Genomic DNA, 23,347 nt, shown 5'->3' on the forward strand with positions numbered 1-23,347 from the left:
CTATCCTGCCTCCTCGTCCCCGTGGAGGGCGAGGGCGGTGTTCACCAGGGCGATGTGGCTGAAGGCCTGCGGGAAGTTGCCGAGCTGCCGGCCGCCCACGGGGTCGTACTCCTCGGACAGCAGCCCCACGTCGTTGGTGAGGCCGACGAGACGTTCGAACAGTTCGCGTGCCTCCTTCGTACGGCCCGTCATGTGCAGCGCGTCCGCGAGCCAGAACGAGCAGGCGACGAAGGTTCCTTCGCCGCCCGGCAGCCCGTCGACGGAGCTCTCCTCGGCGCTGTAGCGGCGCACGAGGCCGCCGTGGCCGAGCTCCGCGAGGACCGCGTCGACGGTGCCGGTCACGCGCGGGTCCTCGGGCGGCAGAAAGCCGACGCGGGGGATGAGCAGCAGGGAGGCGTCGAGTTCCTGGGAGCCGTAGGACTGGGTGAAGGTGTTGCGCCCGGGGTCGTAGCCCTTCTCGCAGACCTCGCGGTGCACCTCGTCCCGCATCGCCCGCCAGGCGTCCAGGTCACCGTGCAGCTCCGGTTCGCGTTCGAGCGTGCGCACCGCCCGGTCGGCGGCCACCCACACCATGACCTTCGAGTGGACGAACTGGCGGCGCCCGCCGCGCATCTCCCACAGCCCCTCGTCGGGTCGGCGCCACTCCTTCTCCAGCCACCTCATCAGCGCGACCTGCAGCGACCACATGTGCGGCCTGGCGGGCAGGCCCGAAATCCTGGCCAGCGACAGGGAGTCCATGACCTCGCCGTACACGTCCAGCTGGAGCTGCTTGACGGCCTCGTTGCCGATGCGTACGGGCCTGGAGGCGGCGAAGCCGGACAGCCACGGCAGTTCGAACTCGGGCAGTCGGCGCTCGCCCGCGAGGCCGTACATGATCTGGAGGTCGGCCGGGTCGCCCGCGACCGCGCGCACCAGCCAGTTGCGCCAGGCCTCGGCCTCCTCCTGGTAGCCGGCCGCCAGCAGGGCGCCCAGGGTGAGGGTGGCGTCGCGCAGCCAGCAGAAGCGGTAGTCCCAGTTGCGCACTCCGCCGAGTTCCTCGGGCAGCGAGGTGGTGGGGGCGGCGACGATGCCGCCGGTGGGGGCGTAGGTGAGGGCCTTGAGGGTGATCAGGGAGCGGACGACGGCGTCCCGGTGGGGGCCGGAGTAGCGGCAGCGCGCGGCCCACGCCTGCCAGTCCGCGACGCTGGTGCGCAGCGCCTCGTACGGGTCGACCAGCGGCGGGCGCGGCTCGTGCGAGGGATGCCAGGTGAGGACGAACGCGACCTTCTCGCCCTCGGCGACCGTGAACTCGGAGTGCGTGCCGAAGTCCTCGCCCCAGGTGTGCACCGGGGGTTCGCTGCGCAGCCAGACCGCGTCCGGTCCCGCGACGGCGACGCGGTGGCCGTCGGCGCGGCGCATCCAGGGCACGACCGAGCCGTAGTCGAAGCGCAGCCGGAGCGTGCTGCGCACGGTCACCCGGCCGCTCAGGCCCTCCACGACGCGCACCAGATCGGGTGCGCGCTCGCGTTGCGGCATCAGGTCCGTCACCCGTACGGCACCCTCGTCGGTCTCCCACTCGGTGTCGAGGACGAGTGTGTCGGGGCGGTACGCACGGCGGGTGCAGGGGCCTTCGACGCCCTTGGGGGCGATGCGCCAGTGCCCGTCGTTCTCGTTGCCGAGCAGCCGGGCGAAGCAGGACGCCGAGTCGAAGCGCGGCAGGCAGAGCCAGTCCACGGAACCGTCCATGCCGACCAGGGCCGCCGTCTGTTCGTCACCGATCAGCGCGTAGTCCTCGATACGGGGGTCCACAGCGATTCGGGTTCCCGGCGGGTCGGCGGGGCAATCAGGGGTGGGGCCGGGCGAGTGACGCATGGCTCACGGCGTCACCGGCACCGGAGAAGATCACGCCGGGGTCCGACGGGGTCTGGTTCAGCACCCACAGACCGATCAGCGTGGCCAGTGCGAAGACGACCGTGATCAGCACGGCCAGCACGAGCCGTCGCCTGCGTTCGCGGCGCAGCCACTCGCCGCGTGCGGTGCGGTAGGCGTCGGGAGCGGCGCGCACGCCACCGGCCAGCGCCTCCAGCGCCTCACGCAGTTCCCGCTCCGTGCGGGCACCGTCAGCGCGGTTCGCGTCCGTGCGGCTCCCCTCCGTGCGGGCCCCGTCAGCACGGGTCCCGTCCGTGCGCGTCCCGTCCGTGCGGTCCGGTCCGGTGTCGTTCATCGCCGCGCCTCCATCGCCTGGGTCAGAGCGGCGATGCCGCGTGCCGTGTGTGTCTTCACCGAACCGCCGGAGATGCCCATCGCGGCGGCGATCTCGCCCTCCTTCAGCCCGAGCCAGTGCCGCAGCACGAGCGCCTCGCGCTGCCGGGCCGGCAACTGCTGGAGCGCGTCGATCAGCACCCGCTGGTCGTCCCGCAGCAGCGCGGTGCTCTCGGCGGACGCGACGGTCTCGTCCGGCGGCACCGGCGGGTTCTCCACGTGCTTGCGGGCGACCTGGAGGTGGCGTATCCGCATCCGGGTCAGATTGCACACCGTGGAGCGCAGATACGCCTCCGCCGCCTGGACGTCCCGCAGCCGCCGCCACTTGCGGTAGATCTGGTAGTACGCCTCGGCCACGACGTTCTCCGGGTCGTCGGCCCCGAGCAGCACGGCCAGACGCAGCATCGAGGAGTAGTGCACCTCGAACAGCCGGGCCAGGCCCGCCTCGCGTTCCAGTTCGGCCGGGTCGGTCACCGCGGGGGCGAGAGGCTCGGGCGACGGCACCGCCGCGGGCTCAAGACAGGGCTCCGGTACGGGGATGGGGTGTCTGCGTCTCACGGGTGGTTCGCTCCCGTCTCGGGGCGGCGCCTGACACTCAGGCGGGACGGCAGGTCGGTGGCGTCGGCGCCGCGCGGGACGCCGAGACGGTCGAGGAACGCGGTGCCGGCCACCGCGACGACGAGGTTGAGCACGAGCGCCGCGAGCCCGGCGTAGACCTCCAGCGGGCCGAAACCCAGGGTCACGATGGACGAGAACCCCTCGCGCACCACCATGAGCGTCCCGGCCACCATGCCCACGGCCCACCCCGCGAGCAGCGCCCGCGGATGCAGCCGCCCGGTGAACAGCCCCACGGCAACGGCCGGGAAGACCTGGAGGATCCACACCCCGCCGAGCAACTGCAGGTTGATGGCGTCCTGGTCGCGCAGCCCGAACACGAACGCCACCGCCCCCACCTTCGCGGTGAGCGACACCGCCTTGGCGATGCGTACCTGCCGCTTGGGCGTGGCCGTCGGATGCACGTACTCGACGTACACGTTCCGCACGAAGCTCGTCGCCGCGGCGATCGACATCACGGCGGCCGGCACCAGCGCGCCCACGGTGATCGCGGCGAACACCAGCCCGGCCAGCGGCGCCGGCATCAGCCGGTCGACCAGCATCGGCACGGCGGCCTCGGCCCCGCCCTTCGGAGCCTGAACTCCCGTCGCGAGGGCCGCGATGCCGAGGAAGCCGAAGAGGGCCAGCAGCCCCGTCCAGGCGGGCAGCGCCACGGAGACCTTGCGCAGGGTGCGCGGCCCGTCGGCGGCGAAACCCGCGGTCAGTACGTGCGGGTACATCAGCAGGGCCAGCGCCGAGCCGAGCGCGAGTGTGGCGTACGCGGGCTGCTGCGCGGGGGAGAGGACCAGCGGGGAGTGGGCCACGTCGGCCCCGCCCAGCCGCCGGGCCGCGCCCTCGAAGACCGGGCCGGGGCCGCCGAGCCGTCGCAGGACCAGCCAGCACACGGCGGTCAGCGATACGAAGACCGCCACCGCCTTCAGCACCGAGATCACCGCGGGCGCCCGCAGCCCGTGCCGGTACGTGGCCACCGCGAGCCCCGCGAACAGCGCCACCATCACCAGGTCGCCGGCCGCGCCCCGCGGATAGACACCCCCCGCCGTCAGCACCGCCCGTATGCCGAGCAGTTGCAGCGCCAGATACGGCATCGTCGCCAGGATCCCCGTCAGCGCGACCACCAGAGCCAGCGGCGGCGACCCGTACCGGCCCCGCACGAAGTCGGCGGCGGTGACGTAGCCGTGCCGGCGGGCCACCGCCCACAGGCGGCTGAGCAGCACGAAGGCGAGCGGGCAGACGATCACCGTGTACGGCACCGCGAAGAAGGCGGGCGCCCCGTTGCCGTACGCGAGGCCCGGCACGGCGGTGAAGGTGTACGCGGTGAAGATCGTGCCGCCGAGCAGCAGCCACGTCCACACCGGGCCGAGGCTGCGGTCGGCCAGCGCCCAGCCCTCCAGTGAGGGCAGCCGGTCGCTGGGGCGCAGGCGACGCGCGGTCACGGCGAGCAGCGACGCCCCGCCGATCACGGCGAGGAACGTCGCGGTCATGGCGCCGTCGGCCATGGGTCACCGTCCTTGGTGTGCCTGAACCCTCACGGGGGAGTTGCGCGGCGGCCCCGATCGGAGGACACAGAACCGGCGGGAAATCCTCTGGAAATTCGCTGTCAACCGGTTCCGGCGGGTGGGCAACTCTTGCACAGACCGACAGCGAGCGGGAGAGCCGCCGTTTCGCTGATCTCCAGGCACCTCGTGTCACGAGGTGTCCCGCACCGCCCCGGTGAGGAGCCGCCATGCCTACGTCCACCCTGCCCGAAACCGGCCTGCCAGCGCCCGAAAAGTCGCGCATATCACCTCGGTCCGTCCTGCTGTGGACCGTCGTCGCCCTGCTCGGCGCCGTCGCCTGGGGCGTCCTCGCGCTGGCCCGGGGCGAGAAGATCTCCGCGGTCTGGCTGGTGGTCGCAGCCCTCGGCTCGTACGCCATCGCCTACCGCTTCTACTCCCGCTTCATCGTCCGCCGTGTGCTGCGGCCGGACGACAGCCGGGCCACCCCCGCCGAACGCCTCGAGGACGGCGTCGACTTCCACCCCACCGACCGACGCGTCCTGCTCGGCCACCACTTCGCCGCCATCGCCGGCGCCGGACCGCTGGTGGGACCGGTGCTCGCGGCGCAGATGGGCTACCTGCCCGGCACGCTGTGGATCGTCGCCGGAGTGATCTTCGCGGGGGCCGTGCAGGACATGGTCGTGCTGTTCCTGTCCATGCGACGCGACGGCAAGTCGCTGGGGCAGATGGCCCGCGACGAGATCGGTCGCGCGGGCGGGGCAGCGGCCCTGATCGCCGTGTTCGCCATCATGATCATCCTGCTGGGCGTGCTCGCGCTGGTCGTCGTCAACGCGCTCGCCCACTCCCCGTGGGGCACCTTCTCCGTCGCGATGACCGTCCCCATCGCCCTCTTCATGGGCTTCTGGCTGCACCGCATCCGCCCCGGCCGGGTCGTCGAGACGAGCTTCATCGGCGTCGCTCTGCTGCTGCTCGCCATCGTCGGCGGCAGCTGGGTGCAGAACTCCTCCCTGGCCGACACCTTCACCCTCAGCCCCACCACCCTCGTCTTCTGCCTGGTCGGGTACGGCTTCGTCGCCTCCGTCCTGCCGGTGTGGATGCTGCTCGCGCCGCGCGACTACCTCTCCACCTTCATGAAGATCGGCACGATCGCGCTGCTCGCGGTCGGCGTGGTCGTGGCCGCGCCCGTGCTCAGGGCGGACGCGGTGAGCGACTTCGCGACCTCGGGTGCGGGCCCGGTCTTCGCGGGATCCCTGTTCCCCTTCCTGTTCATCACGATCGCGTGCGGCGCACTGTCCGGCTTCCACGCCCTGGTCTGCTCCGGCACCACTCCGAAGCTGATCCAGAAGGAGTCCCAGGTCCGGCTGATCGGCTACGGCGCCATGCTGATGGAGTCGTTCGTCGCGATCATGGCGCTGATCGCCGCGGCGACGCTGGAGCCGGGCCTGTACTACGCGATGAACGCACCGGCGGGCCTGCTCGGCGCGACGGCCGAGTCCGCGTCCCACGCGGTCGCGGGCCTCGGCTTCACCATCACTCCCGACCAGCTGACGCAGGCGGCGAAGGCGGTCGAGGAACAGACTCTGATCGCCCGCTCCGGAGGCGCCCCGACCCTGGCGGTCGGCATGTCGGAGATCTTCTCCGGAGTCTTCGGCGGTACGGCCATGAAGGCCTTCTGGTACCACTTCGCCATCATGTTCGAGGCGCTGTTCATCCTGACCACGGTGGACGCGGGCACCCGGGTCGGCCGCTTCATGCTCCAGGACATGCTCGGCAACGTCTGGAAGCCGGTCGGCCGGGTCAACTGGAAGCCCGGCATCTGGCTGTGCAGCGCCCTCGTGGTGGCGGCCTGGGGCTACTTCCTCTACACCGGCGCCACCGACCCCCTCGGCGGAATCAACCAGCTCTTCCCCCTCTTCGGCATCGCCAACCAGCTCCTCGCCGCCATCGCCCTCGCCGTCTGCACGACCGTACTGGTCAAGTCCGGCCGCCTGCGCTGGGCCTGGGTCACCGGCGTCCCGCTGGCCTGGGTCGTCGCGATCACCTTCACCGCCGGCTGGCAGAAGATCTTCTCCGACGACCCCAAGATCGGCTTCTTCGCCCAGCGCGCGAAGTACGCCGACGCGATCGACGCGGGCCAGGTCGTCCCACCGGCCAAGTCCCTCGACGACATGCACACCGTCGTCACCAACTCCACGGTCGACGGCGTCCTGATCGCCCTCTTCCTCCTCCTGGTCGCGGTCGTCCTGGTCAACGCGGCGGTGGTCTGCGTCCGCGCCATCCGCTCCCCGGGCACCCTGCCGACGACCGAGGCGCCCTACGTCGAGTCCCGCATCCTGGAGGAGGCCCACTGATGCGGCGAGCCGCCGCCCTGGCCCTGGGGGTGCGCTGGGCCAGGGCAGTGCGCTGGTACCTACGCGAGCTGACGGGCCAGTCGCAGTACGACCACTACTGCGCCCGCCACCGCCAACACCACCCGGACGCTCCCCTTCCAACCCGACGCGAGTACGAGGTGCTGCGCACCCAGCACAGGGAGGAACACCCCCAGAGCCGCTGCTGCTGACGCAGCCCGGCGGCGGCACCTTCAGTCCGCCGAGCTGCGGGCAGTGGCGCCGCTGGGCCGGCGCTCACCCTTCGGCCGCGCAGCTGCGGGCAGCCCGAGGCGAGACCACCTGACGACGGCCACTGACCCTCGACCCGGCCGGTCAGGTCAGACCGCCGCCGGCTCCTCCGCCTTCGCCGCAGTCTCCTTCTCCGCCGCCGCCCGGTCACGGATCTCCCGGCGGACCAGAACCACCCAACCGGCGGGGACGCCCGCGGCGAACAGCCACCACTGGATGGCGTACGCGTAGTTCAGCGGGGCGTTCTCCTCGCCGGGCTTCCCCAGCAGTTCCGGTGTGTCGCCCTTGGGCTCCGGCGCCGTCAGTACGACATAGCCGCCGAGCACCGAGGCGCCGAGGCGGCGTGCCTCCTGCTCACTGTTGATCAGCATGACCTGCCGGTCCGGCAGCCCCTTGAGGTCCTTGATGCCGCTCGCCGCGGTCGTCTCGTCGGGCATCAGCCGCCCGATGACGGTGACCTGCCCGCCGGGCGGTGCGGGGATCTTGGGGAACGCGGTCTGGCTCGGCCCGTCGGCGGGGATCCAGCCGCGATTGACCAGCAGCACCTTGCCGTCCGTCAGGACGAACGGGGTGAGGACATGGAAACCGACCTCATCGTCCGCGTTGACGCGCCGCCGGACGACGACTTCCCGGTCGGTGTCGAAGTGCCCCACGGCGGTCACGTTGCGATACCGCTCGTGGGTGGTGACGGCGTGCCCGGGGGAGCTGAGCTTCTCCACGGGTACCGGCTTGGCACCGAGCGCGTCGGCGACCAGCTGGTTCCGGGCGCTGCGCTCCTCGTAGCGGTGCATCTGCCAGATGCCCAGCCTGATCATCGTGGGGATGAGGAGGAAGGCGACCAGTGTGATGATCACCCACTGCCGGGACAACAGGAAGCGGTACACCCCACGACCGTACATCTCGGTCGTGGGGCGCTCTCAGCGGGGTGCCGGCTCACACCTTGTCGACGATGCCCGCCTTCCCCTCGGCCCGCGCACAGTGTGCGCCGCAGTACCAGTGGCCCTCGACCTCGACACCCTGGCCGATGATCTGGACACGACAGTGTTCGCAGATGGGGGCCATACGGTGGATCGCACAGGAGAAGCAGTCGAACACATGTACAGCACCCTGAGCGTGGACCTCGAAGGTCATCCCGTAGTCATTGCCGCATACTTCGCATCTCGCCATGCGCCACAGGGTGAGCCGTCACCGTCGCGCGGGCGAGCGGCCCACGGGCGAGTCGCGCGGCAATCACCCATACGTACGGGTCACCCGTCGGCCGGCTCCACATCGCGCAGCAACTGCCCGAACGCCGCCTCGTCGACGACCGGCGTCCCGAACTGGCGTGCCTTGACCACCTTCGACGTCCCCGAGTCGGGGTCGTTGGTGACGAGCAGGCTCGTCAGGCGGGACAGGCTCGTCGCCACGTGCAGCCCGGCCTCGGTGGCGCGGTCCTCCAGCAGGTCGCGCTCCACCGAGGTGTCACCCGAGAAGGCGACCCGCATGCCCTGCTTGAGCGGTTTGCCCTCCTCGTAGCGGCCCGGGTTGGGGTAGGGGCATGCGGGCCGTTTACGGGACGGGCGCCAACTGGTGGGCCGGTAGCCGCCCTGGCCGCCGCTCGCCTGCCGGCCGATGTGGGGCGCGGACCGGTCGGTCCACTCGGTCAGCGGCCGGCACTCGTGCAGCGGCAGCCGCACGCCACCCGCCGCCGCGGCGCACAGGCTCGGCCGGAACGCCTCCGCCAGCACGCGCGCGTCGTCGAGGGCGTGGTGCGCCCGCTGCTGGACGACACCGAAGTGCGCGGCCAGCGACTCCAGCTTGTGGTTGGGCAGCGGCAGCCCCAGCTCCTTGGAGAGCGCGATGGTGCACAGTCGCTGCCGCACGGGTGCCTCACGCTCGGCGCGCGCGTACTCCCGGGCGATCATCTGCCAGTCGAAGACGGCGTTGTGCGCGACGAGCACCCGACCGTCGAGGCGGGTCGCGAACTCCTCGGCGACGTCACTGAACAGGGGTGCCCCTTCGAGTACCTCGCTCGTCAGACCGTGTATCCACACCGGGCCGGGGTCCCGCTCCGGGTTGACCAGCGTGTACCAGTGGTCCTCGACCTCGCCGCGCGCGTCCAGACGGTAGACGGCAGCGGAGATGATGCGGTCGTCCCGGGCCAGGCCGGTGGTCTCCACGTCAACGACCGCGTATCCCTGGGGATACGCGGTCGGCCACTCCGTGGCGGGGGAGGCTGCGGTCGTGACGTCTTCGAGCATGGTCCCTGAGGATACGGGCCACGACTGACAGGCCACGCACGCGTGGTGCGCGCAAGGAATGGACACGGTACGGAAGTTCGTCCGGTTCGCCCGACTTGCCTGACTGTTGTTCGACTCCGGTCTGATGGGTGCTCAGCCCAGGGCCGCGACCAGGTCGCCCGCCGCCAGGGCCTCCAGACCGCAGCCGTCGACCGGGCCCGGCAGCAGGCGGTACACCGACCCGCTCGCCCCCTCCGGCGCCACACCGCCGTCCACCAAGGCCAGCAACACGCGCTTCTTCGCGGCGGCTTCACCGGCGAGCGCCGCCGCCGTCGAGCCGTCGGCGCGCTCCTGTCGCTCCGGCGGCTGAAGCAGCCGTACCCGGGTCGCGAACGCGGTGTCCGGCTCCCCGGCGTGCCGCCGGTAGTGCCACAGCTCTTCGGGAGCGCCCGGGCTCGGCGCGCGCCGCACCACCGCCACCTCGTCGGCGCGGGCGGCGGCATGCCACACCGCCAGCTCCCACAGCGTCGTACGGCCGGAGGCGAAGTACTCGTACAGGTCCCGCCCGACGCGGCCCAGGTCGTCACGGTGCCGCATCACGTCGTGGTAGCCGTCGGAGCCCGACAGGTGCAGGTCCGTCCACAGAAACGTCCGGCTGCGCAGGTCGACCAGCATCGGGACGTGGACGCGCGAGTCGCCGACCAGGTCGTAGCGCTGACGCACCGTACGCGGGTCGTACGACGCGTCGCGCGTCTTCTCGGCCGCCGACGGCAGCGTCATGAAGCCCGCGAAGGCGTCGAGGAGCCGTTCGAAGGGGATGTTGTTGAAGCTGAAGACGACGGGCACCGCGTAGCGCACACCCTGCTCGCCGAGCGAGGTGAGGTCCAGGTCGACGTACTCGGTCGCGCCGGCGGGCGCGGGCGCCGAGGTGAGGTCGCCGGAGTGGACGGCCCACCGGTCGCCGTGGACGAGGTTGGTGTAGTCGCACAGGCCGACGAAGGTCCACTCCTCGTCGTACAGGGCCACCGACAGGTCGAGGTCCACGCGGGTCTTCGCAGGCTCGGTCCAGTGCAGGAACAGCCGCAGGACCTCGCCGGCGGGCAGCGGCTGGGTGCTGCCCCGGGGCACGGAGACGAGCGCCTTGGTGTCGGCGCGCTCGGTGGCCGGCACCGCAAGGCCGTCGAGCGCCGAGTCCAGCACGGCCAGTTCCACGCGCGGGGCGGCGGTGAGCCGGCGCACGGCCTCGGCCTCCAGCAGGGCGCAGATCTCGCCCGTCACCTCGGGTGCCAGCAAAGGCCGGTCGTCGTCGACGGACTGCGCGCGCGTGACCTGGCCGCGCGGGAAGAACACCCGCCGTTCGTTCGGCAGATGACGGATCCTCATCCGGCCGAGCGCGGCGAGCAGCGGCCCGGGGCCCGCCTTGGGCAGGACGCGCCGCAGCACTGCCGCGAAGTCCTCGGGCAGGGCGTCGAGTTCGCGCAGCCGCAGCAGGTGGTCGAGCCGTCGCAGCAGCTCGCCGGGGCGCTGGGTGAGCAACGCGAGAGCGGCCGGTACGTCCTTCTCGTGCAGCGCCTGTTCGACGCGGGCGCCCCAGGTGGCCGCCTTGATGCGGGGGCCGTCGACGCGTACGGCGTCCGGGTGCGCGGCCGCCGTACGCAGCAGGGCTTCACCCAGCTCGCTCGCCGAGGTGTCGGTGGCGCGCAGCACCGCGAAGGCGAGCGCTGCCCTCGGGTGACGGGCGTGCTGCTCGAAGGGGTGCAGGATCTCGGCGGCGCGCTTCCAGGTGACCGGGTGCCGCAGCACGTCCTCGACGAGCGACGGCACGGGCAGGCCGTTCAGCACCGCGAGCAGCCGCCGGCGCAGCGCGCGCGGCAGCGACCGCATCCGCGGCGGCTCGATCAGATCGGCCTCGCCGCCGGACCGCACGGCCAGCAGCCGCAGCACGTCCGTCGCGGTCGTCAGATGCGTGTCCAGCAGCTCGACCGCGGTCACGCGCGTGTTCCGGCCGAGCAGGAGGTTGCCGAGCACCAGCGCCTTGGTCTCGCGGACGGGGATGTCGTCCGGGAACCAGCCGAGGTCGGCCGGGGCGTTGCCCAGCAGGATCTTCACGTCCGCGCGGTCCTGCGGCGGCAGCGGCGTACGCCGGGCCAGCAGCGTCAGCAGGGCCGTCACGGCATCGGCCTTCGCGTCCGTACCGAGCGCGAGCAGCTTCAGCGGTCCGACGGACACCTCACGCCGGTGACGCGGCGGCTGAGGCTTCAGGAAGGGGTCCTCCGGATCGATCCGCCGGTGGCAGATCGGGCACCCCGAGTACTCGGCGCCGTCCCAGCACTCCCCGCACACCAGATGCGCGCACGGCCGCACCGGCTGAACGCTGCCCACCGTGCCACACAGCACACACGGCTGGGCCGGCCACTGCAGCAGCAGCGTGAAGACCCGGTCGACGAACAGCTGGAACGTGTTGTCCGGCACCGAGGCCGGGAAGCTGCGGAACAGCGGCATGTGCGTACGGTCGGCGCCCAGTTCGACGTCGATACTCCGCACCAGCTGCCGTCCCGCGTCCGCCAGCCCCCGCGGCCCCAGCCACGCCAGCGCCTCCCGCAACTCAGCCGTCGGCGCGAACCCCCGGTCCAGCAACTCCGCTTCGAGCGCGACGAGCCCCTCCTGCGTCGACGGGTCGCCCGGCCGTGGCCCTGCCTGGTCGACGTAGACGGTACGGAGACGACGGAGCAGCACGGACGCGAGTACGGACAAGCGGAGTCCCCCGGAGCAACGAAGCGAAAGAAGTCTGATGAAGCGGGGACGGAGAGTGAGCGCGCTACGGATTCATTGGAAGAAGGAGAAGGAAGCACACTTGCGGAGCCGCCCCCGCGATCACGAATGTAGGCCGGGCCCCGTCGTGTGCGCCACTGATTTTCCCGCTGTGGTCCGGCCTTGCGGTGCGGCTCAGTCCCAGTGAGCCGAATCGGCCCCCAGCGCCCCCGGAGGCCGCCCCCAGTCCACCGGACTCCCCTCGAAGGACACGGGCGACCGGGCGTACCGCAGTCGCCCGAGGTCGCTGGCGCTCTCGGTGAGCCAGGCACCCGGGCCGTCGTACGGGAGGCCCTCCGCGCCCCCGCCGCCCACGATCCCGCCCGTCAGCCAGCCCGCCGTCCGTGCCAATGCCAGCCGTACGACCCGGCCGTAACCCTCGTACGACTGCTCCGTCAGCGCCCGCAGTACGGCCGCCGCGAGCAGATATCCGGTGCCGTGGTCCAGGGCCTGCGCCGGCAGTGCGCCCGGGTGCTGGGCCGACCCCTCGATCGCCGCGATGCCGGTCGCGACCTGCACCAGGCTGTCGAAGCCGCGACGGCCGCCCCACGGCCCGTACGCGCCCCACGCCGAGAGCTGAGCCACGACCAGGCCGGGACGGCGTTCGGTCAGCGCCTCGGCGGAGAGGCCGAAGGCGTCCAGGGCGCCCGGCCGGTAGCCGGTGACGACGACGTCAGCCGCCGACAACAGCTCCTCGAAGGTGCGCCGGTCGGCTCGCAGGTCAAGCGTCACCGAGCGCTTCCCGAAGCCCGTGTCGGCGTGCTGGTCGGGCAGTTCGGGCAGCTGCGGCGGGTCCACGCGCAGCACGTCCGCGCCCAGCAGGGCGAGCGTGCGGGTGGCGACCGGTCCCGCGATGACGCGGGTCAGGTCGAGGACGCGCAGTCCGGCGGCGGGCAACAGAGGCGAGCTATCGAGCGGCGGCAGTACACGCGCGCGTGCCGTGTCCAGCCGCTCGTGCTCGACCAGGGGACGCGCGGCCACCGCCGCGCCCTGCGGGTGCGCGGCCCACTCCTCGGGTGTACGCAGCGCCACGGCCAGGCCCCCGGCCGCGTACACGGCCTCCTCGACCTCCACGGCGGACCGTTCGGCGAGGGCCGACTCGACGGCGGCCACGTCCTCCGGTACATCCAGGGCGCGGAGCAACTGGGCCCGGTGGTGCGGATAGTTGGCGTGGGTGCGCACCCAGCCGTCCGCTGTCCGCCAGAACCGCGACAGCGGCGCGAAGGTGACAGGCGCCCGCCCGTCGACCAGCAGATGCCGTTCACTGACGAACGCCGTCGCTACGGCCCCGTCGTCCACCCGCACTTCGGGGACCTGCCCGCGCCCGGCCCGCCGCGCCCCCAGCTCGGCGGCGGCCAGCGCGCACGCGCCGACGCAGGCCCGCGCGAGCTCCCGTACCGGAAGGCGACCCATGAGGGCATCCCCGCGCGTGACGGTCGACACGCGGGAGAGCAGTGCGGGATCGCCATCCAGCGCAGACCATGCCACCTCGATGTCAGTCATGACTGCACTATGCAGTATTGACTCGATCAATGTGGGACGCGGCCGTCCACCACAGCCGCACCTCCTTGCGCACGTCCGTCGGCCGCAGCTCCCACCCCTGGGCGAGAGCGACCTCGGCGACGTACCACCCGCCCACACCTCGATAGACGGAAAGCGGTATCGCGCACTCCACCGGCGGCCTCGCCTGGTTCGGCCGAGGCGGAGCCGAGGCCCGCGCCGTCCACTTCGCGACCGCTTTCTCGACGCGCGCCCGGTAGTAGGCCGTGTCGCCCTCGTGCCGCATCTGCGGCCAGGTCACGAACCACGAGCCCAGGCGGCGGATCCGGTCCAGGGCCGCGTCCATCATCGCCAGGAAGCCGCGCTCGTAGCGCGTGCTGACCGCGGCGATCACCTCGGTCAGCAGGCCCAGCGCGAGGAACACCAGCAAGGTTACGAGGCCCAGCACACACAGCACCGGAAAGCACACCACGGTCGCGAGGAAACGCATCGTCAACCGCCGACGGGAGCGGACCGGTTCGGGCCCCCAGGTCGCGGGATCTTCGTACTCGAGCATGACAGTGATCATGCCGTGCGGACGGCCGGAGCGGGCGGGTGGCCCCGCCCGCTCCGGTCCGTCTTCACAAAAGCCCTACCTGGTCACCGCGTCCAACGCGTCCGCGGTGCCCCAGCCGTAGAAGCCGTTGTAGTTCTTCGGCCCCTCGCACACCGCGTCGGCCTTGCCGTCGCCGTCGAGGTCGTACGGATCCGTGCACGCCGCGCGGTCCGCCTCGGCGTACAGCAGCGCCTTCACCAGGGCCGGGGAGGCGTGCTGGTGCGTCGACTTGATCAGCGCGGCCACGCCCGCGACATGCGGGGTCGCCATCGACGTACCGGCCATGTAGCCCCACTTGCCGCCGGGCAGCGTGCCCAGGATCAGACCGCTGGTGGCCGGCGGGGCCGGGGGCTGCAGGCTCGTCGAGTCGCCGCCGGGTGCGGCGATGTCGACGACACCCAGACCGTAGTTGGAGAAGGACGACTTGACGCCCTTCGCCCCGGTCGACGCGACCGTCACGACACCCGGCAGCTGGGTCGGGATGTCGTAGCACTCGGACGGATCGACGACCCGCTCCGACGGGGTGCCGTCGTTCGGTGAGACCGGGTCGGTGATCTCGTCGGCCGCGAGGTCGTAGCTCTCGTTGCCGGCCGCCGCGACGTTGACCGCGCCCTTCTTCTCCGCGTACCGCGAGGCCCGGGCGACGGCGTCCACCAGCGCCTTCTGGTCCGGGTCGTCCTTGCAGTTGAAGTACCACGGGTCGGTGTAATAGCTGTTGTTCGTCACATCGACGCCGTGCTCGGCCGCCCACATGAAGCCGCAGACCACGGCCTCCGTGTAGAAGTAGCCGGCGGTCGTGGACACCTTGATGCCGGCGACCTTCACACCGGGCGCCACGCCCGTCATGCCGACCCCGTTCTTCGCGGCCGCGATCTCACCGGCCACGTGCGTGCCGTGCGGGCTCTCCGCCGCGCTCGGCCGCCACGCCCCGTCGGCGGTGTCCGGCTTGCCGGTCACACAGTTGACCGACGCGGCCCGGTCGAAGTTCGGCGCGATGTCCGGGTGGGTGTCGTCGACACCGGTGTCGATCACGGCGACCGTGACCTTCGAACTGCCCAGCGTCTTCTCGTGCGCCTTGTCCGCCTTGATGGCGGGCAGGTCCCACTGCAACGGCTCCAGCGGATCCTTGCCGTCGGCCGCCTCGGCGGCGGCCACCTCCGCGGCGCTGAGCACCTTCGGCGCGCCCAGGTCCCCGGTCGACTGCGCGGGCAGCGGCGCGTTGCGCGTGTTGCCGGCCGAGTCGACCCCGGGCACCTTGCGGATGCTCCTCGCGAAGTCGGGGTTCGACGAGTGGACGACGATCACGCCGATCCGGTCGTACGACGTCACGATCGTGCCGCCGGCCTTCGCTATCGCCTTCTTCACGTGCCGGGGAACGCCGTGCCCGGGGTGGACGTTGACGACGTAGCTGAGCGCGGTCGCGTCCGCGGCCGTCGTGGCCCGCGGGGCGTCCTGGTCAGCGGCCGAGGCCGAGACGTTCGGCAGGAACGCGAGTGCCGTCGCCAGAGCCGTCCCGACCGGGATCGCCAGGGCACGGCGGTAGCGCGGGTGAGGCACTGTCATGTGTCAGTCTCTCCAGTCTCGTTCGCGGTACGCGCGGACCGTGCCGGCCGGCGACAGGCTGTGCGTGCGGGAAGTCACCATGACTGCGGGCTACTTGACGGCGCGCAGCGCGTTGACGATGCCGAAGCCGTAGAAGCCGTTGACGCGCTTGCCGCCCACGCAGGTGGCGTCCTGGGTGCCGTCACCGTCCTGGTCGTAGGACTCGGGGCAGGCGGTCTTGTCGGCCTGCGCCTTCAGCAGCGCCTGCAGCTGGGCCGGGCCCGCCCACGGGTGCGTGGACTTCAGCAGCGCGGCGACGCCCGCGGCGTGCGGCGAGGCCATCGACGTGCCCTGCAGGAAGGCGTACTGGTTGTTCGGCATGGTCGACAGGATGCGGCCGTCCTTCGACGGGGTGTCCGGAAGCTGGTACTTCCGGTCGCCGCCCGGCGCCGCGATGTCGACGACACCCTTGCCGTACGTGGAGTAGTACGACTTGAGGTTCTGGACGCCCGTCGCGCTCACGGTGACCACGCCCGGCAGCTGGGTCGGCACGTCGAAGCACTCGTGCGGGTCGATGGTCCGCTCGACCGGAGTGGAGTCGTCGGGGCTGGTGTTGTCGACGATGGCGTCCGAGTCCAGGTCGTGGTTGGAGTTGCCGGCCGACGCCAGGTTCAGGGTGCCCTTCTTCTGGGCGTACAGCTGGGCCCGGTTGACCGCGTCGACGATCGCCCTCTGGTCGGGGTCGTCCATGCAGTTGTAGAGCCACGGGTCCACGTAGTAGCTGTTGTTCGTGATCTCGACGCCGTGGTCGGCGGCGAACACGAAGGCGCACACGACGCTCTCGGGGTAGAAGAGGCCGTTGTTCGGGTCGCTCACCTTGATGCCGGAGACCTTCACGCCCGGCGCGACACCGGCCACGCCGATGCCGTTGCGGGCCGCGGCGATCTCACCGGCGACATGCGTGCCGTGGTAGTCCTCGGCGGTGTACGGACGCCAGGCGCCCTCGCTGGTGTCGGCGACGCCGCCCACGCAGTTGGCCGACTGGGACGCGGAGAAGTTCGCGGCGAGGTCGGGGTGGGTGTCGTCGACGCCCGTGTCGATGACGCCGACGGTGACCCTCTTGCTGCCCGGGTTGATCGTCGCGGCCTTGTCGGCGCCGATGGCGCGCAGATCCCACTGGTCGGCCTCAAGAGGCTCGCTGCCCGGCGTGTCCGCCGAGGCGGCCTTCACCTTGGCGGCCTCCGCGGCCGTCAGGTAGTCGGCGGCGCCCTCGTCCGTCGTCCCGGCCGCGACGAGCGGCGTGGTCCGCGTCGCACCGGCCGACTGCACGCCACGTACGGCGCGTATCTGCTTGCCGAAGTCGGGGTTCGCGGAGTGGACGACGATCACGCCGATCTTGGCGTACGTGGCGACGACGGTGCCGTCGGCCTTGCCGATCGCCTTCTTCACCGACGCGATCGTGCGGTGGTCCGTCCTGGTGTTGACGACGTACGCAAGGTTCGGCGCGTCCGCCGTCTGCGCGGAGGACTGAGCGAGCGGCGCGGCCGAGGCCGCCGCCGGCAGGAAGCCGAGCGAGGCGGTCAGCGACAGCACGACGGGCACGGCGAGGGCGAGACGGTGTCTGGAGCGCAGATGAGCCATGGGATCTCCACATCATCCGGAAACGAGACCGGCCCGAGACACAGGTGGTGATCGGGCAGGTACATGACGGGTGGTGCAGGCCGAAGCTATCTCCCGAAGTCCCTGGCCAGCAATGCTTGATCGAGGCGACTTCGGAAAGAGACCAGCGGAGTTGAACCGCTCCTAGCGCGGCGCCGTGACGTTGAACAGGGAGCGCGAGGACACTCGCCCCCGTCTGTTGTCGCCCCACCCGTCACCGAGGAGAATCCGTGGCCACCGAGACATCGCCCCCCTCGAAAACCCCAGCCCAACTCCCTTCCACCGAGGAGTTCGTCGCGGTCTCGGAGAGCGCGGAGTTCGGTGAACTGCGCCGCTCCTACCGCTCCTTCGCCTTCCCGCTGACCGTCGCCTTCATCGCCTGGTACCTGCTGTACGTCCTGTTGTCGAACTACGCGGGCGACTTCATGGGCACCAAGGTCGTCGGCAACATCAACGTGGCCCTCGTCCTCGGTCTCGCCCAGTTCCTCACCACGTTCCTCATCGCCTGGTGGTACTCGCGCATCGCCGCGGCCAAGTTCGACCCCAAGGCCGAGGCGATCAAGTCCCGGATGGAGGGCGGCGCATGAGCATCGCGCAGCAGAGCGTGCTGGCGGCCGGCGAGGCCAGCGAGCACCGGCCGCTGATCATCAGCCTCTTCGCGGTGTTCGTCGTCGCGACCCTCGTCATCACCGTCTGGGCCGGCCGCCAGACCAAGGACGCCGCCGACTTCTACGCGGGCGGACGGCAGTTCACCGGCTTCCAGAACGGCCTCGCCGTCTCCGGCGACTACATGTCCGCCGCGTCCTTCCTCGGCATCGCGGGCGCCATCGCCCTCTTCGGTTACGACGGCTTCCTCTACTCCATCGGCTTCCTGGTCGCCTGGCTCGTCGCCCTGCTCCTGGTCGCCGAGCCGCTGCGCAACTCCGGCCGCTACACCATGGGCGACGTGCTGGCCTACCGCATGCGCCAGCGCCCGGTCCGTACGGCGGCCGGCACCTCCACGATCGTGGTCTCGATCTTCTACCTGCTGGCCCAGATGGCGGGCGCGGGCGTCCTGGTCTCCCTCCTGCTGGGCATCACCAGCGACGGCGGCAAGATCGGCATCGTGGCGCTGGTCGGCGTCCTGATGATCGTGTACGTCACCATCGGCGGCATGAAGGGCACCACCTGGGTCCAGATGGTCAAGGCGGTGCTGCTCATCGCCGGCGCCCTGCTGCTGACCTTCCTGGTGCTGCTGAAGTTCGACTTCAACGTCTCCGACCTGCTCGGCTCCGCCGCCGACAACAGCGGCAAGGGCGCCGCCTTCCTGGAGCCCGGCCTGAAGTACGGCGTCACCGGCACCACCAAGCTGGACTTCATCTCCCTCGGCATCGCCCTGGTCCTCGGCACGGCCGGCCTGCCGCACATCCTGATCCGCTTCTACACGGTGCCCACCGCCAAGGCCGCCCGTAAGTCGGTCATCTGGGCCATCGGCCTGATCGGCGCCTTCTACCTGATGACCCTCGCCCTCGGCTTCGGCGCCGCCGCGCTCATCAAGCCCGACGAGATCATCGCCTCCAACAAGGCGGGCAACACCGCGGCACCCCTGCTCGCGCTCCACCTCGGCGGGGTCGACTCCAACTGGGGCGCCATCCTGCTCGCCACCATCTCCGCGGTCGCCTTCGCCACGATCCTCGCGGTCGTCGCCGGCCTGACCCTGGCCTCGTCCTCGTCGTTCGCCCACGACATCTACGCCAACGTCATCAAGAAGGGCGCGGCCACGGAGAAGGAGGAGATCCGCGCGGCCCGCTGGGCGACCGTCGGCATCGGCGCCGTCTCCATCGTCCTCGGCGCTCTCGCCCGCGACCTGAACGTCGCCGGCCTGGTGGCCCTCGCCTTCGCGGTCGCCGCCTCCGCCAACCTGCCGACGATCATCTACAGCCTCTTCTGGAAGCGGTTCACCACCTCCGGAGCCCTGTGGTCGATCTACGGCGGTCTGGTCACGGCAGTCGGCCTGGTGCTGTTCTCGCCGGTCGTCTCCGGTAAGCCCACCTCGATGTTCCCGGACGTCGACTTCCACTGGTTCCCGCTGGAGAATCCGGGCATCATCTCGATCCCGGTCGGCTTCCTGCTGGGCATCCTCGGCACCCTGCTGTCCAAGGAGAAGCCGGACGAGGGCAAGTACGCGGAGCTGGAGGTACGGTCGCTGACCGGCACCGGCGCGCACTGACCGGCTGAGCACCACCGACTCGACGGCCGCGTCGTGGGGATCGTGGAACCCTACGACGCGGCCGCGTCGTACCTCGTGGGATCGGACCGCCGCCGTTGTCAGTGCGGTCGCGTAGGCTCGCAGGTGACGGAACAAGATTGAATCCGCGACGAGGGAGGGGGCCCACGTGCTCATCGACACCTACGGCCGGGTGGCCACCGACCTGAGGGTCTCGCTGACCGACCGGTGCAACCTGCGCTGTACGTACTGCATGCCCGAGGAGGGCCTGCAGTGGCTGGCCAAGCCCGACCTCCTCACGGACGACGAGATCGTCCGCCTGATCGACATCGCGGTCACCTCCCTCGGCATCGAGGAGGTCCGCTTCACCGGCGGCGAGCCCCTGCTGCGCCCCGGCCTGGTCGGCATCGTCGAGCGTGTCGCGGCCCTCACCCCCCGCCCCCAGATGTCCCTCACCACCAACGGCATCGGCCTCAAGCGCACCGCGACCGCCCTGAAGGCGGCGGGTCTGGACCGCGTCAACGTCTCCCTGGACACCCTCCGCCCGGCGGTCTTCAAGGCCCTCACCCGCCGCGACCGCCACAAGGACGTCCTCGAAGGCCTCCAGGCCGCCCGCGAAGCTGACCTGACCCCCGTCAAGGTCAACACGGTCCTGATGCCGGGCCTCAACGACGACGAGGCCCCCGACCTTCTGGCCTGGGCCGTCGAGCACGACTACGAACTGCGCTTCATCGAGCAGATGCCCCTGGACGCCCAGCACGGCTGGAAGCGCGAGGGCATGGTGACGGCCGGCGACATCCTCACCTCCCTGCGCACCCGCTTCGACCTGACCCCCGAGGGCGAGGACGAACGCGGCTCCGCCCCGGCGGAACGCTGGGTGGTCGACGGCGGCCCCCACCGAGTCGGCGTCATCGCCTCCGTCACCCGCCCGTTCTGCTCGGCCTGCGACCGCACCCGCCTCACCGCCGACGGCCAGATACGCACCTGCCTCTTCGCCACCGAGGAGACAGACCTCCGAGCGGCCCTGCGCTCCGACGCCCCCGACGAGGAGATCGCCCGCATCTGGCGCCTGGCGATGTGGGGCAAGAAGGCGGGCGCAGGCTTGGACGACCCGTCGTTCGTGCAACCGGACCGCCCGATGTCAGCAATCGGCGGCTGATCAAGGGGCGCGGGGAACTGCGCGCCCAGCGCCCACGGACCCGCAGCCGAAAACCTCAGACGTCCGGTGCTTCCCAGTCCTTCAGAAGAACCACGTTCTTCAAAAATCCCCGCACCCCAAGAAACTCCGACAAATGCTCACGATGCTCCTCGCACGCGAGCCACGTCTTCCGCCGCTCCGGCGTATGAATCTTCGGGTTGTTCCACGCCAACACCCACACCGCATCCTCGCGGCACCCCTTGGCGGAACAAACAGGCGTCTCAACAGCAGCTTCAGTCACGAACTCAGTCTCACAAAAAGGCGACGCCGAGCAGCCACGGGGGGAGCTGCCCGGCGTCGGTCCGTCGCTCCGACGGGGGATGCGGAGCGCGTACGAAGTATGTCACGGGTCACCCGTCCCCGGGCACTGGAACAACATGATTGATCTGAGCTTTTCTTGAGCTTGGCGCACAGCACACTCATGGCCGATGCTCAGCCGCCTCACCCACGCTGTCGTCCGGGACGGATTCCGCCGCCCCCTCCGCCTCACGCCCCGGGCTGATCATCGGCCGCATCGGCGTCGTCACGAACGTCGACGGAAGCCCCGGCGCGTTCTCCCGCCCGGCGTTGGCGATCACCACCGCGATATAGGGGAGCGCCGCGCCCAGCACCAGCGCCACGATCGCGACGTGCCGTTCCACGTTCCAGAGCACCGCCGCGAGGACCACCGCCACCGTACGGATCGACATCGAGATGACGTACCGTCGCTGCCTGCCGCGTACATCGTCCTGGAGGCCCTGCCGGGCTCCGGTGATCCGGAACACCTGGCTGCTGCCGCCATGCTGCTTCCGCATCACATTCCACCATCCGCCTACACGCCGCTCGCATGGAAACCCTGGATCCCACGGTACGCCGCGCCCGGGCCGCCTTCGAGGCCGGGTCGGCTCCCGTCCGTGCGAACGCCCTGCGCCGCACCACGTAGGGCCGCACCCGACATGCGCCGTACGCCCCACGGGCCGAGACTGGGTGCAGTGCTCACGTCGAGGCGTACGAGGAGGCAGCCATGGGCTGGTTCTGGGCCATCATCGTGGGATTCGTGCTGGGTCTGATCGCCAAGGCGATCATCCCGGGCAAGCAGCACAGCCCTCTCTGGCTGACCACCATCTTCGGCATGCTCGGCGCCGTCGTCGGCAACGCGATGGCCCGCGGGTTCGATGTCGAGGAGACGTCCGGCATCGACTGGAGCCGTCACATCTTCCAGCTGATCGCCGCGATCGTGATCGTCGCGGCCGGTGACGCGCTGTACATGCAGTTGTGGGGCAACAAAAAGATGCAGCGAAGTGCCTGAGCGCAGGCCCTGAACGCCGAAGGGGGCGGTGCCGAAGCGGCGCCGCCCCCTTCGCCGTGCTCATCCGCTCAGCCGCCCGTGACCTCGACCGCCGCCAGGTTCTTCTTGCCCCGGCGCAGCACCAGCCAGCGGCCGTGCAGCAGGTCCTCCTTGGCGGGGACCGCGTCCTCGGCGGTGACCTTCACGTTGTTCACGTACGCCCCGCCCTCCTTCACGGTCCGTCGCGCGGCGGACTTGCTGGCGACCAGGCCGACCTCGGCGAACAGGTCCACGACCGGGCCGAGCTCGGCGACCTGGATGTGCGGCACCTCGGACAGGGCCGCGGCCAGCGTCCGGTCGTCGAGGTCCGCCAGCTCGCCCTGGCCGAAGAGGGCCCTCGACGCGGCGATCACCGCGGCCGTCTGGTCGGCGCCGTGCACCAGGGTCGTCAGCTCCTCGGCCAGCGCGCGCTGAGCCGCCCGGGCCTGGGGACGCTCCTCGGTCTGCTTCTCCAGCTCCTCCAGCTCCTCGCGGGACTTGAAGGACAGGATCCGCAGGTACGTGGAGATGTCCCGGTCGTCCACGTTCAGCCAGAACTGGTAGAACGCGTACGGCGTCGTCATCTCCGGGTCGAGCCAGACGGCGCCGCCCTCGGTCTTGCCGAACTTGGTGCCGTCCGCCTTGGTCATCAGCGGCGTCGCCAGCGCGTGCACGTCGGCGTGCGGCTCCAGCCGGTGGATCAGGTCCAGGCCGGCCGTGAGGTTGCCCCACTGGTCGCTGCCGCCCTGCTGGAGCGTGCAGCCGTACCTCCGGTAGAGCTGGAGGAAGTCCATGCCCTGCAGGAGCTGGTAGCTGAACTCCGTGTAGCTGATGCCCTCGGAGGACTCCAGGCGGCGGGCGACCGAGTCTTTCGTAAGCATCTTGTTGACGCGGAAGTGCTTGCCGATGTCGCGCAGGAACTCGATCGCGGACAGGCCCTCGGTCCAGTCGAGGTTGTTGACCATCACGGCCGCGTTCTCACCCTCGAAATCGAGGAACGGCTCGATCTGGCCGCGCAGCTTGTCGACCCAGCCGCGGACCGTCTCCGGGTCGTTCAGCGTGCGCTCCGCGGTCGGGCGCGGGTCGCCGATCAGGCCCGTGGCCCCGCCGACCAGCGCCAGCGGCCGGTGCCCGGCCTGCTGGAGCCGACGCACGGTGAGCACCTGCACCAGATGCCCCACGTGCAGGGACGGCGCGGTCGGGTCGAAGCCGCAATAGAACGTGACGGGACCGTCCGCGAGCGCCTTGCGCAAAGCGTCCTCGTCAGTGGACAGGGCGAACAGCCCGCGCCACTTCAGCTCGTCGACGATGTCCGTCACGGTTCTCGTACTCCTTGGATGA

Annotated in this window: 21 protein-coding genes; 6 read left to right on the forward strand and 15 right to left on the reverse strand. The window is 70.9% G+C overall.

All coding sequences use genetic code 11. From position 1 onward, the window contains the following. Genes AC067M_RS31405 through AC067M_RS31420 form a run of 4 tightly spaced genes read right to left on the reverse strand, consistent with a single transcriptional unit; the run spans position 1 to position 4,352 of the window. On the reverse strand, positions 1 to 1,788 hold the full coding sequence (locus tag AC067M_RS31405) for a glycoside hydrolase family 15 protein (RefSeq protein WP_478700418.1): 1,788 nt from the start codon (positions 1,786 to 1,788) through the stop codon (positions 1 to 3). Between the two features lie 34 nt (positions 1,789 to 1,822). Further along, positions 1,823 to 2,203, reverse strand: a complete 381-nt coding sequence (locus AC067M_RS31410) for a hypothetical protein (RefSeq protein WP_478700419.1) — start codon at positions 2,201 to 2,203, stop codon at positions 1,823 to 1,825. Continuing rightward, on the reverse strand, positions 2,200 to 2,799 hold the full coding sequence (locus AC067M_RS31415) for an RNA polymerase sigma factor (RefSeq protein WP_478700420.1): 600 nt from the start codon (positions 2,797 to 2,799) through the stop codon (positions 2,200 to 2,202). Before AC067M_RS31415 ends, AC067M_RS31410 begins: the two co-directional genes overlap by 4 nt. After that, a complete protein-coding gene (locus tag AC067M_RS31420) occupies positions 2,796 to 4,352 on the reverse strand; it encodes a sodium:solute symporter family protein (protein ID WP_478700421.1) in 1,557 nt (518 codons plus the stop codon). Before AC067M_RS31420 ends, AC067M_RS31415 begins: the two co-directional genes overlap by 4 nt. A 227-nt stretch (positions 4,353 to 4,579) precedes the next feature. On the opposite strand from AC067M_RS31420, the gene AC067M_RS31425 reads away from it, so the two are divergent. Both AC067M_RS31425 and AC067M_RS31430 read left to right on the forward strand, forming a co-directional pair. Then, positions 4,580 to 6,703 (forward strand): carbon starvation CstA family protein, encoded by a 2,124-nt coding sequence (locus AC067M_RS31425; RefSeq protein ID WP_478700422.1) that lies wholly within the window; start codon positions 4,580 to 4,582, stop codon positions 6,701 to 6,703. Further along, positions 6,703 to 6,912, forward strand: coding sequence for a YbdD/YjiX family protein (locus tag AC067M_RS31430; RefSeq protein WP_478700423.1), 210 nt, complete (start codon positions 6,703 to 6,705; stop codon positions 6,910 to 6,912). The genes AC067M_RS31425 and AC067M_RS31430 overlap by 1 nt, the downstream gene beginning before the upstream one ends. Positions 6,913 to 7,059: 147 nt before the next feature. Here the strand turns inward: AC067M_RS31430 and AC067M_RS31435 are convergent, their stop codons facing one another. From AC067M_RS31435 to AC067M_RS31470, 8 genes are all read right to left on the reverse strand, one after another. Then, the gene (locus AC067M_RS31435; protein ID WP_478700424.1) at positions 7,060 to 7,854 is read right to left on the reverse strand and encodes an SURF1 family cytochrome oxidase biogenesis protein; all 795 of its coding nucleotides are present in this window, start codon (positions 7,852 to 7,854) and stop codon (positions 7,060 to 7,062) included. Positions 7,855 to 7,903: 49 nt separating this feature from the next. Continuing rightward, the gene (locus AC067M_RS31440) at positions 7,904 to 8,137 is read right to left on the reverse strand and encodes a hypothetical protein (RefSeq protein ID WP_079168513.1); all 234 of its coding nucleotides are present in this window, start codon (positions 8,135 to 8,137) and stop codon (positions 7,904 to 7,906) included. A gap of 80 nt (positions 8,138 to 8,217) precedes the next feature. Beyond that, positions 8,218 to 9,210, reverse strand: a complete 993-nt coding sequence (locus AC067M_RS31445; RefSeq protein WP_478700425.1) for a DEDDh family exonuclease — start codon at positions 9,208 to 9,210, stop codon at positions 8,218 to 8,220. Positions 9,211 to 9,342: 132 nt separating this feature from the next. Further along, positions 9,343 to 11,943, reverse strand: a complete 2,601-nt coding sequence (locus AC067M_RS31450; protein ID WP_478700426.1) for an MXAN_6230/SCO0854 family RING domain-containing protein — start codon at positions 11,941 to 11,943, stop codon at positions 9,343 to 9,345. Positions 11,944 to 12,135: 192 nt separating this feature from the next. Next, positions 12,136 to 13,503, reverse strand: a complete 1,368-nt coding sequence (locus AC067M_RS31455; protein ID WP_478700427.1) for a CoA transferase — start codon at positions 13,501 to 13,503, stop codon at positions 12,136 to 12,138. Positions 13,504 to 13,510: 7 nt separating this feature from the next. Further along, positions 13,511 to 14,056, reverse strand: a complete 546-nt coding sequence (locus AC067M_RS31460; RefSeq protein ID WP_478700428.1) for a hypothetical protein — start codon at positions 14,054 to 14,056, stop codon at positions 13,511 to 13,513. A 75-nt stretch (positions 14,057 to 14,131) separates the two neighbouring features. After that, positions 14,132 to 15,658: a S8 family peptidase gene (locus tag AC067M_RS31465; protein WP_478700429.1), complete on the reverse strand. Its 1,527-nt coding sequence runs from the start codon at positions 15,656 to 15,658 to the stop codon at positions 14,132 to 14,134. A gap of 90 nt (positions 15,659 to 15,748) precedes the next feature. Beyond that, complete coding sequence (locus tag AC067M_RS31470; protein WP_478700430.1) at positions 15,749 to 17,278, reverse strand: S8 family serine peptidase; 1,530 nt, start codon at positions 17,276 to 17,278, stop codon at positions 15,749 to 15,751. Positions 17,279 to 17,526: 248 nt separating this feature from the next. Between AC067M_RS31470 and AC067M_RS31475 the strand changes: the two genes are divergently transcribed. The 3 genes from AC067M_RS31475 to moaA all read left to right on the forward strand — a co-directional run bounded on the left by AC067M_RS31475 (position 17,527) and on the right by moaA (position 20,661). Then, the gene (locus AC067M_RS31475; protein ID WP_478700431.1) at positions 17,527 to 17,883 is read left to right on the forward strand and encodes a DUF485 domain-containing protein; all 357 of its coding nucleotides are present in this window, start codon (positions 17,527 to 17,529) and stop codon (positions 17,881 to 17,883) included. Further along, positions 17,880 to 19,505 carry a solute symporter family protein gene (locus tag AC067M_RS31480; RefSeq protein ID WP_478700432.1) on the forward strand — a complete coding sequence of 542 codons (1,626 nt, stop codon included), beginning with the start codon at positions 17,880 to 17,882 and terminating at the stop codon, positions 19,503 to 19,505. Before AC067M_RS31475 ends, AC067M_RS31480 begins: the two co-directional genes overlap by 4 nt. 166 nt (positions 19,506 to 19,671) lie before the next feature. Beyond that, complete coding sequence (moaA, locus tag AC067M_RS31485) at positions 19,672 to 20,661, forward strand: GTP 3',8-cyclase MoaA (RefSeq protein ID WP_478700433.1); 990 nt, start codon at positions 19,672 to 19,674, stop codon at positions 20,659 to 20,661. A 55-nt stretch (positions 20,662 to 20,716) separates the two neighbouring features. Here the strand turns inward: moaA and AC067M_RS31490 are convergent, their stop codons facing one another. Next, positions 20,717 to 20,941, reverse strand: a complete 225-nt coding sequence (locus AC067M_RS31490) for a hypothetical protein (RefSeq protein ID WP_478700434.1) — start codon at positions 20,939 to 20,941, stop codon at positions 20,717 to 20,719. Positions 20,942 to 21,119: 178 nt separating this feature from the next. Continuing rightward, entirely contained in the window at positions 21,120 to 21,653 is a 534-nt protein-coding gene (locus AC067M_RS31495; protein ID WP_478700435.1) for a DUF3099 domain-containing protein, read from the reverse strand. Between the two features lie 50 nt (positions 21,654 to 21,703). Between AC067M_RS31495 and AC067M_RS31500 the strand changes: the two genes are divergently transcribed. After that, complete coding sequence (locus tag AC067M_RS31500; RefSeq protein WP_478700436.1) at positions 21,704 to 21,988, forward strand: GlsB/YeaQ/YmgE family stress response membrane protein; 285 nt, start codon at positions 21,704 to 21,706, stop codon at positions 21,986 to 21,988. Between the two features lie 68 nt (positions 21,989 to 22,056). Here AC067M_RS31500 and tyrS read toward each other — a convergent pair whose 3' ends face one another. Next, on the reverse strand, positions 22,057 to 23,325 hold the full coding sequence (gene tyrS / locus AC067M_RS31505) for a tyrosine--tRNA ligase (RefSeq protein WP_478700437.1): 1,269 nt from the start codon (positions 23,323 to 23,325) through the stop codon (positions 22,057 to 22,059). Positions 23,326 to 23,347: the final 22 nt, after the last annotated feature.

The sequence above is a fragment of the Streptomyces sp. NPDC043427 genome (assembly GCF_056436655.1).